5 protein-coding genes are annotated in these 9,401 nt (G+C 36.2%); 2 read left to right on the top strand and 3 right to left on the bottom strand.

The features are described from left to right. Window positions 1-147 precede the first annotated feature (147 nt). Window positions 148-2,232: an elongation factor G gene (gene fusA, locus U9P79_09290; protein MEA2104815.1), complete on the top strand. Its 2,085-nt coding sequence runs from the start codon at window positions 148-150 to the stop codon at window positions 2,230-2,232. A gap of 92 nt (window positions 2,233-2,324) precedes the next feature. On the opposite strand, the gene U9P79_09285 is transcribed toward fusA, so the two are convergent. Then, window positions 2,325-3,674, bottom strand: coding sequence for an N-acetylmuramoyl-L-alanine amidase (locus tag U9P79_09285; GenBank protein MEA2104814.1), 1,350 nt, complete (start codon window positions 3,672-3,674; stop codon window positions 2,325-2,327). A 625-nt stretch (window positions 3,675-4,299) separates the two neighbouring features. On the opposite strand from U9P79_09285, the gene sppA reads away from it, so the two are divergent. Beyond that, window positions 4,300-6,042: a signal peptide peptidase SppA gene (gene sppA, locus U9P79_09280; protein ID MEA2104813.1), complete on the top strand. Its 1,743-nt coding sequence runs from the start codon at window positions 4,300-4,302 to the stop codon at window positions 6,040-6,042. Window positions 6,043-6,285: 243 nt separating this feature from the next. Here the strand turns inward: sppA and U9P79_09275 are convergent, their stop codons facing one another. Together U9P79_09275 and U9P79_09270 are read right to left on the bottom strand one after the other, a co-directional pair. After that, window positions 6,286-6,768, bottom strand: coding sequence for a cohesin domain-containing protein (locus U9P79_09275; protein MEA2104812.1), 483 nt, complete (start codon window positions 6,766-6,768; stop codon window positions 6,286-6,288). 8 nt (window positions 6,769-6,776) lie between these two features. Then, on the bottom strand, window positions 6,777-9,401 hold a 2,625-nt coding region (locus U9P79_09270), incomplete at its 5' end, for a PKD domain-containing protein (GenBank protein ID MEA2104811.1).

Raw genomic sequence — 9,401 nt, 5'->3', positions numbered from 1 at the left:
ACGAATTTCACGAATTTTCACGAATTATTTTTGGAATGTAGCTCAAGCGTCCTCGCTTGACGTTTTAATTTTAACAAGCGGGGACGCTTGTGCTACTATTCAGGAGTCTTTTCTTTACATTATTGCAAAGGTTATATACTATAAGTTATGAAAAACATAAATATTGAAAAAATCAGGAATACGGGCATTTGTGCTCATATTGATGCCGGTAAAACTACCTTAACCGAACGGATTTTGTTTTACGCAAACAGAATCCACAAAATGCAAGAGGTAAAAAGTAAAGACGGAAACGGTCCGGTGATGGATTCTATGGAGTTGGAACGAGAGCGTGGAATCACAATTTCTTCTGCAACAACAAATATTGAATGGAAAGATTATAAAATAAATATAATTGACACACCCGGGCATATAGATTTCACAATTGAGGTTGAAAATGCTTTACGCATTTTGGATGGTGCTGTATTGGTTATTTGTGCCGTGAATGGAGTACAAACCCAAACATTTACCGTAGAAAAGCAGCTGGAAAGATATGAAGTTCCTTATTTGGTTTTTATAAATAAATTGGATAGAAGTGAAGCAAAGCCATTTGAAGTTGTGAAACAATTAGAAGAGGAATTAGGCACAAATCCGGTTTTATTACAAATCCCCATTGGAAAGGGTGAAAATTTCAGCGGTGTAATTGATCTTGTTTCTATGAAAATGATATTGTTTGAGGGTAATTTTGGGGAAATAGTAGTGAAATATGAAATTCCTGAAGAATATAAAAAAGAAGCAAAATTTTACCAAGATAAGCTAATTGATTCTGTTGCCTTACATTCAGAAGAATTAACCGAATCTTATTTTGAAGGAAATCTGAATGAAGAAATAATTAGCAAAGCCATACTCAAATGCACTTTGGAGAGGAGTGTTGTTCCTGTTTATCTTGGATCTGCTTATAAAAACACCGGAGTTCAGCTGCTTTTGAACGGTATTATAGAATATTTACCCAACCCAACCGAGAAGGAAGTGATTGCCTATAATCTGGAAAAAGATAAAGAAAAAATCGTTATCGAACCCAACCCGAATTTACCCACAATCGCCTTAGCATTCAAAATTCAGAATAATGAATATGGGCAATTGACTTATTTGCGAATTTATCAAGGAATGATAGAAAAGGGTTGTAAATTGTATAATAATAGAGACAAAAAAACAATCAAAGTTCCCAAAATAGTAAAGATGCACGCCACTTCAATGGAAAAAATCGAGCAAGGTTATGCCGGAGATATTGTGGCAGTATTTGGTGTAGATTGCGCAATAGGCGATACTTTCACATCCGAAGGTAATTATTTTACTTTTCGAGATTCGTATATTCCGGAGCCTCTGGTTTTTTATGCGATAAAATTAAATAAATCCGAAGATGAAAAACAATTTGCCGGGGCAGTAAGTCGTTTTATGAGAGAAGATCCTACTTTCAAATCTTATTTTGATGCTGAAACCAAAGAGACAATTATTGCTGGTTTGGGTGAATTGCATCTTGATATTTATTTGGAGAGACTTCTTAGAGAATACGGGATAAAAATTGAAATGAGTTCACCGAGAATTGCATATAAAGAAAAAATCACAGCAACAACATCCTTTTCATATACGCACAAAAAGCAGTCCGGTGGAAGAGGACAATTTGCCAAGATTTGTGGGGAAATTACACCTTCCGGAAATGATGAAAATGTATTTGAAGAAGAAATTAAAGATGGAGCAATACCAAGTGAATTTATTTCGGCTTGTGAAAAAAGTTTTTTCAGTTGTTTAGATAAGGGCGAACTTGTAGAATCACCAATTATTGGCACTAAGATAATTTTGAATGATGGTGGCTTTCATGAGGTGGATTCCTCTCCACGTGCCTTTGAAATTGCTATTAAAAAAATGTTTAAAAAATATTACCAAAAATGTAAACCCAGCATATTAGAGCCAATAATGAATTTGTCAATTGTTTCTCCTTCTGAGTTTCGAGGGAATATTATAACGATAATAAGGCAAAATAGAGGTGATATAAAAAAAGTTAAAGTTGAAGATAAAATTTCTAAAATTGAAAGCACTATTCCACTTTCAGAGACCTTTGGAATTACAAAGAAATTTCGTTCTTCATCACAAGGGAAGGCTGAATTTAACTTGAGTTTTAAGGAATATTCTTTTCTCCCAAAAAATCTTGCTATGGAAGTAATAAAAAAATTCCAACAAAAAAAAGAGGAATATTAAATTTGACAATTGAGTTTGTTTGATTTGAAATTCGGCTGATAGGATCAAGAATTGTTAAAAGTACAAATCCCTGAATTTGAATCCGAATTCATTTACATCTTATCATATTTTTTTTTAAATTGAACTATACTTTCATAAATGGATTGGGCAGCTCGATCAAGAAAATTGTTAGATTTCAGTTTTCTCTCTTCCCATTTATTGGACAAAAAAGCAACCTCGATCAAAATTGCCGGCATGAATGCTCGCCGTAAAACATAAAAATTTGCTTGCTTTACCCCTCTGTCTCTGGTTTCTAATCTGCTTACAATATTTTTTTGGCAGATTTCCGAAAGGTCCGCACTCTCAAAAAGATGCTCATTCTGGCGCATATCGTATAAAATAAAATCAAGTTCGCTATAGCGTTCCACGCTTCCCGGATCTTCAAATTTTATTGCCTTATTTTCCATAGCTTCCACAGCTCGTTCCTCGTCACTTTGAGCGGTGGATAAATAATAAACTTCCGTCCCATTTGCTTTGCTACGCAAATTCGCATTGCAGTGAATACTAATAAAAAGATCGGCACCTTCTTCGTTTGCAAAATCCGTTCTATCCCAGAGTGGAACAAATTTATCGGAATCTCTGGTTAGTAATACTTGCACATCAAGATTTTTTTCCAGCAATTTTTTTGTCTTTTTGGAAATTTTCAGCACAACATCCTTTTCGCAGAGATATAAATTTTTGCCGATTGCACCCGGGTCTTTTCCCCCATGTCCGGGATCGATCACGATTTTATTGATTAAATAATCCTTAACAGAAGAGAGATTGATTACAATTTTATTCTGTTCTAAAGCAACTTTTTTGGGAAACAATTTTTTAGACAGAATGTTTAAAAAATATTTTGGGATGAAGTAAATCCCAGCCATAACTAAGACATCGCCATGCAGATTGTAATTTTTCCCCTCGCAATCTACCCATTTATTTTGGAAATTGAAAATACAATTTTTGTTAAATATGACTAAGGTAGCGGTTTGATTTTCAAAATCGTAAATTACTTCTCCTGAAAATATTTTGCTAAGATTAGAAATATCAAAATAAATTTCACTCTCAAATTCATATTCGGAAAGGTAATCTTTTCTGGCGGAATTGACATACGAAACTTGATATTCGTTAGCAATTACGAAAGAAATTTGAAACATAAATAATAATGTTAATAGTATTTTTTTCATAATAATGTTTGATTGAAAATTTTTCAAAATATTTTTTTTGGGTGTTATTGTGTCAATAACGTTATGAGAAAAGTCGCAAAATTTAATAAGATAGTACCAAATGTGCGACATTCCCATCCGCCAGCTGGCGGATTGGAACGAGAGAGTGGTAAGGGATTGAGAACGAGAGAATGGTGATGGCTCGGGAACGAGAGAATGTAATAAGATAGCACCAGAGGTGCGGAATATCTGTAGCATAAGGTGTCAGCCTTATGTTAAAAAGTGCAGACAGAGAAAAGCACCGTAGGTGCGACATTTTAAACAAGGGCTTTGAATAATATTGCGTTCCTCCCGAAAGCTTTCGGGAGGGCTTGGGAACGAGAGAGTGGACATTCCAAGCTGGGGCTTGGGATAAAATTGCGTTCCCAAGCTGGGGCTTGGGAACGAGAGATAAAAAAGAAGAAGAATCGCATGAAGACGGAGAACCGAAAAAATGGGAACGGAAAAAGTAGAAATGAGAAAAGAGAGGGGAGAACTGAAAATGTAAAACTGCAAAAGGAGAACAAAGAACGGAGAAAATGCCGATTATCGTTAATTCAACGAATGAATTAGAGTCTATCCGTAAAGTATCCTTTTCGAGACGTCACGGACCATTCCGTGACGAATTAATATTCTCAAAATCCTCAGTTTATAGTCCATAAAACGAAAATTTATTGATAACATTTGACAAAAAAGACACGCTTTTACTTTTACAAACCGTTAGTTCCTTTGATTTATTTTTTTGTAATTCTATTATTTCACTTGCAAATTGAGAATTACATTATTTTAAAAATATTAAAATAAATATAAAATTTAATTAGAAAATGAAAGGTAGGAAATTAGGATGAAAAAATTTGGAAAAGTAGTTTTGTGGATATTTGCCGTTGTCGGTATTTTAACGATTATTTTAATGATAATAGCAATTAAATCATTCCCTCAAAAGAAGAAAGTAGCGATCGATCCCGGAACTTATCTGGAATTATCTCTTGGCGGAGTTCACCATGATTATAACGAATATAAGGACGCCTTCTTTATTGATGAAAACAGTTCGATAGGTGATTTGTGTCGTAAGATTGAATCCGCTGAAGAGGATTCCAGAATTGCAGGAATTATTATCAAACCTCAATTTTATCAAGCTGGTTGGGCATTAACAGAAGAACTTCGTAACTCTTTAATTGAATTTAAACAAGCCGGTAAGAAAATTTACTCTTATATCAATTTCACTTCTGATAAGGGATATTATCTTGCTACTGTAGCTGATTCTATTTTTCTAAATCCGGTTGCTTCCGCAGGACTTGCTTTGGCGGGAATAGGAATAGAACTGAAATATCTAAAAGGCTTTTTGGATAAAATCGGTGTTGAATTTACTGTTATCCATCAGGGCGAATATAAAGGTGCCGGTGAAACATATAGTCGTGAAACCATCTCAAAACCGATGAAAGAAAGTCTGACAAAAATCATTGAAAATATTTATAGAAATTATATTGAAAATTCATCGAACTCTCGCAGTATTCCCCTAACGAATTACGAGGAGATGATGGAAAATCGAACTGAGTTCATTATTTCAGGTCAGAATGCTTTGGATTACAAACTTGTGGATGATGTTCTTCTCGAAAATGAATTTGTGAGAAGAACGAGTGGGGAAAATAGAGTAGTTAATATTTCAGATTATAATACTAAGCCAAATATTATTTCGAATAAAATCGCTGTAATTTATGCTCAAGGAAATATTGTAATGTCGAATAATTCAAGATTTCTTAACTCAAATTATCGTTGTATAACCGAAAAAAAAATTGCAAAAGAGATTGATAGAATTTCTAAAATGCGAACCGTGCAAGGATTAGTGCTCAGGGTAAATAGCGGTGGTGGCAGTGCGCTTGTTTCCGAAAATATTCTCAATCGTTTGAAAGAATTGAAAAAGGAAAAAAATATTCCGATTGTTGTTTCGATGGGTGATGTTGCAGCCTCCGGTGGTTATATGATCTCCTGTGCTGCCAATAGAATTTTTGCTCAGCCTAACACAATCACCGGTTCTATCGGAGTGGCAGCGATGATCCCAAATTGGCAGAAACTTCGTGAAAAGGCGGGTGTAAATACTTATCTGATAAAGCGTGGTAAATTTGCGGGTTTTTTCTCTCCGAATTTTGCTCCCAATTCCGAAGATGTAAATGCGATGGAAAAAAAGATGAAAGAAGTTTACATTTCGTTTAAAAATATAGTGGCTGATAACAGGGAAATGACCATGGGGGAAGTGCAGGAAATTGCTCAGGGAAAAATATGGTCTGGAATCGAAGCGAAGAAAATCGGACTTGTGGATGAAATCGGCGGACTTGCGGAAGCAATCCAAAAAGCTGCCGAGCTGGCAAATATACCAAATTATTCCACTTTGCTTTTACCACAACAAAAGACGCTTATTCAAATGATTTTAGATGAGAATACCGGTTTAAATATTCAATCAATTCTACCGGCGATTTTCTATGATGATTTTTCTCCTGCATCGGAATTGATGAAACATAAGAATTTGATAAAATCATTTTTGCGAGAACCTCTTCAATTAATTCTCCCTTTTGAGATTGAAATAAATTAATTTGGATTAAATAGTGTCTGTCCGTAAAGTAGCATATCAAGTAAAATATATTCTTCATCCTTTTTACAACTCATCCCCTAACCCCTTCTCTTCAAAGAGAAGGGGAACTTTTATCTCCCTCTCCTCGATAGGAGAGGGTCGGGGTGAGGTCGAAAAATACTACTTTACGGACAGGCTATAAATAAAAAAATTAACCATCGGATATTATTTCCGGTGGCTAATTTTTTAGAAAAAATTTAAAAGTTATTGCACGATCACATATCCGTCTCGCAATTGAATTGCATCAATTCCACTTACCATTTGGCCATCCTCTTTTATCAGAGTAACATTTTCAAATGAGATAGAAGTTTCATAAGGAGTTAGTGCCAAAAATCTTAATGTAAATAGTTCGCCCTCTCCGGAAAAGCTACCTGTGTTTACTAAACCCACGCAGATGTTGACCTTATTTGATTCTTTTCGTTCAAACTTGTAAACCTCGCCATTCCAGCAACTTCCCTTAAAAAGGCTCCCGCTTTGATAATCAATCACAGATTCGTCATAAGTGATTTCCATTGAGCAGGCAAAAAGATCGTTGACATTTTTTACAATAATTCCCACTTCAAACGAGTTGTTGGCATTTACAGTGAATTCTGAATTGGAAAATTTTAGGGTTAAAAGAGACGGAGCAGGTGATGAACAGGTTGCAAATATAAATATTATCATTGAGATTGTGAAAATTTTTTTCATAATTTATCCTATTTCATCAAAATCATTTTTTTTGCTTTGGATTTCCACTTATCGGCATCCACCATATAAAAGTAAATTCCATTCGAGGCTGGTGTATGATTGTTGGTTGTTCCATCCCAGCAAAAAGTATGAATTCCTGGTGCGAGATTCTGAATATTATATGTTTTCACTAGCTGCCCTTTGACGTTGAAAATTTTTATACTTCCCGAACTAATGTCATTTTTGAGACCGAATTGAATTTCTGTGATGTTTTTTATCGGGTTTGGAAAATTTTGGCGAACAAAATTATTCTCAATAATTTCTATTGCAGGCAAACCAAAGATAGCTGCAATATGATTCCGGATCAGTATTTCATTTCTCGTTGTTCCTAAAGTGTGATATATTTCGATAAAATTATTTCTGTGATCTTCATAATTTCGGGGTGGCTGAAGATAGGTGAATTCCGTGTCTGCTACCGGATGGGTTTTGCCCATATGAAGGCACATTGCCAGCACATCGGTAACATTGACCAAACTATCGCCATTGCAATCTGCGAGAGAAGCCATTGGTTCTTCCCAATTTTCAGAATAATTATTTCCTATCCATGCGAATGATATTTCATTTCGCGGTGTTCCCTGGTCTTGCCAGTAACTTCCAATATTATAAATATCGGCTGCTTCGACAACTCCATTGTAATCGGTATCTCCGGGCCAGATCAAATTTGATTTTGGATATGCAAAAATATTGTTCATTTTTGTTAAAGAATCGGCGCCACCATTACCGGAAATAATTAATGATACATCCAGAACCCCAACGGCAAGACTGTCGTATTTATGAATTGGGTTCTGATATGTTCCAACAGTCAGGCTATCCGTTAGGGAAGCATCCACGCTGTCAGAACCAGCTTGTCCCGCACTATTTACAAGTGTGTTACCATCACCGAAGTCCCAGTTCCATGTATTATAATCACCCGTTGAATTATCTGTGAAGTGTATCCAAAAGGGAACGATCGAACTGTTCATATCAGTATCGAAGTCTGCATCGGTTTTTCCGTAGATTGACATCAAATCCATTCGGCGAAGTGTGTCTAATCCGCCCATACCGGAAACGATGAGCTTCACGGTGAATGTGTCGGAAACATTGTAAACATTATAAATATGCCGGATCGTATCAACTGGTGTAGTCATTGTTGTGTCGGAACCATCTCCGAAAATCCAATGCCATATACTGATATCTCCGGAAGATTCGTTGGTAAAAATTGCTTCATTGCCGGAAATAAGCGTGGAATCATCTACGTGAAACATTGCCACAACAGGTGAAAAAACCTGAATATAGTTTTCTTTCGTAAGAGAATCAGTAACGGCATCATTGGAAATTGCCAGTGTTACATCATAATATCCGCTGTCTTGATAGGTGTGAGAAACGGTATCCTCAGTAGTTATCACTTCCTCGCCATCACCAAAATACCAATGTAAAGTATCGTAAACGCCTGTGGAAAAATTCAAAAAATGTGCAGTAAAAGGAGCAATTCCGAAGGTTGCATCAGCGGTAAAATCAACGATAATTTCGCCGAATACGTTTATATAATTTTCAATTACCAATGAATCGGTTCCGCCGTTTCCACTTGCGAATAATTTTACAGTGTAACTGCCGGTGTCTTCATAAGTATGAGAAAACGAATTATCCATTGTGGAAAGATAGGTGCTGTCCCCCAAATCCCAAAAAAGACTATCGTAAGCACCGGTTGTTAGGTTGTTGAATTGAGTGGTAAAAGGAACAATGCCAGCTGTTGAATCCGCTTGAAACAATGCATTTACCGGTTCGTAAACCTTGATGTAATTTTCCTTTGTTTTTGTGTCCGACACATTCCCACTGGTTGTGGCAGAAATTATGGTTAGAGAAACATCGTAATCTTTTACTATATAATTACCCGTATCCTGATAAGTGTGCGTTGTTAGGGGAATCGGTGCTGAATAAGTGGTGTCTGTTCCATCTCCAAAATTCCATTCCCAGCTAATAATATTTCCGGTTCCCGGACAGGATAGATCGGAAAAATCAACCGTAAGAGGAGCAATACCTATTTGTGGAGTTCCGCTGAAATCTGCCACGACCACATTTTGATCGAACGAGTAAAATCCCATATCTGCGATAGTTCCATCCGGATCGGGTGGGGAAAGCGGATCGCCGGCATCAATACAAGGACTTTCCCAGAGTAAGTGAAAATCATTTCCGGAAAGATTGCTAAAATGCGGGTCATCAATCAGGTTGTAGAAAACATCACAAGAATCTCCATTTGCATTGGTGCTAACGTATTCTCCCCAAGATGGATTAGAGTTTCCTCCAAAATTCTCGGGTGTATTTCCGTGAATATCCGAGTAGCGAAGATTTATATAACAATCGCTGGTTGCCGGATAAATCCCCTCTCCTGTGTTAAATGCTATAATGCTGTTTGAAAGACTCGCACTTGAATTTTCCGTGAAATAAAATCCACCCCCCAAACCGGATAAATCCACAGAATTTTTGGCAACGGTGATTTTTTTTATGATAGGGCTTGAGGACTTGCAATAAAATCCACCACCGTTAATTGTAGCAAAATTATTATCAATGATCAATTTGGATATTGTGGGATTTGAATCCTGGCAGTATATTCCACC

The organism is Candidatus Cloacimonadota bacterium (assembly GCA_034661015.1).
Lineage (GTDB): Bacteria > Cloacimonadota > Cloacimonadia > JGIOTU-2 > JGIOTU-2 > JAYEKN01.
This window is presented reverse-complemented; position numbering and strand designations above follow the sequence as displayed.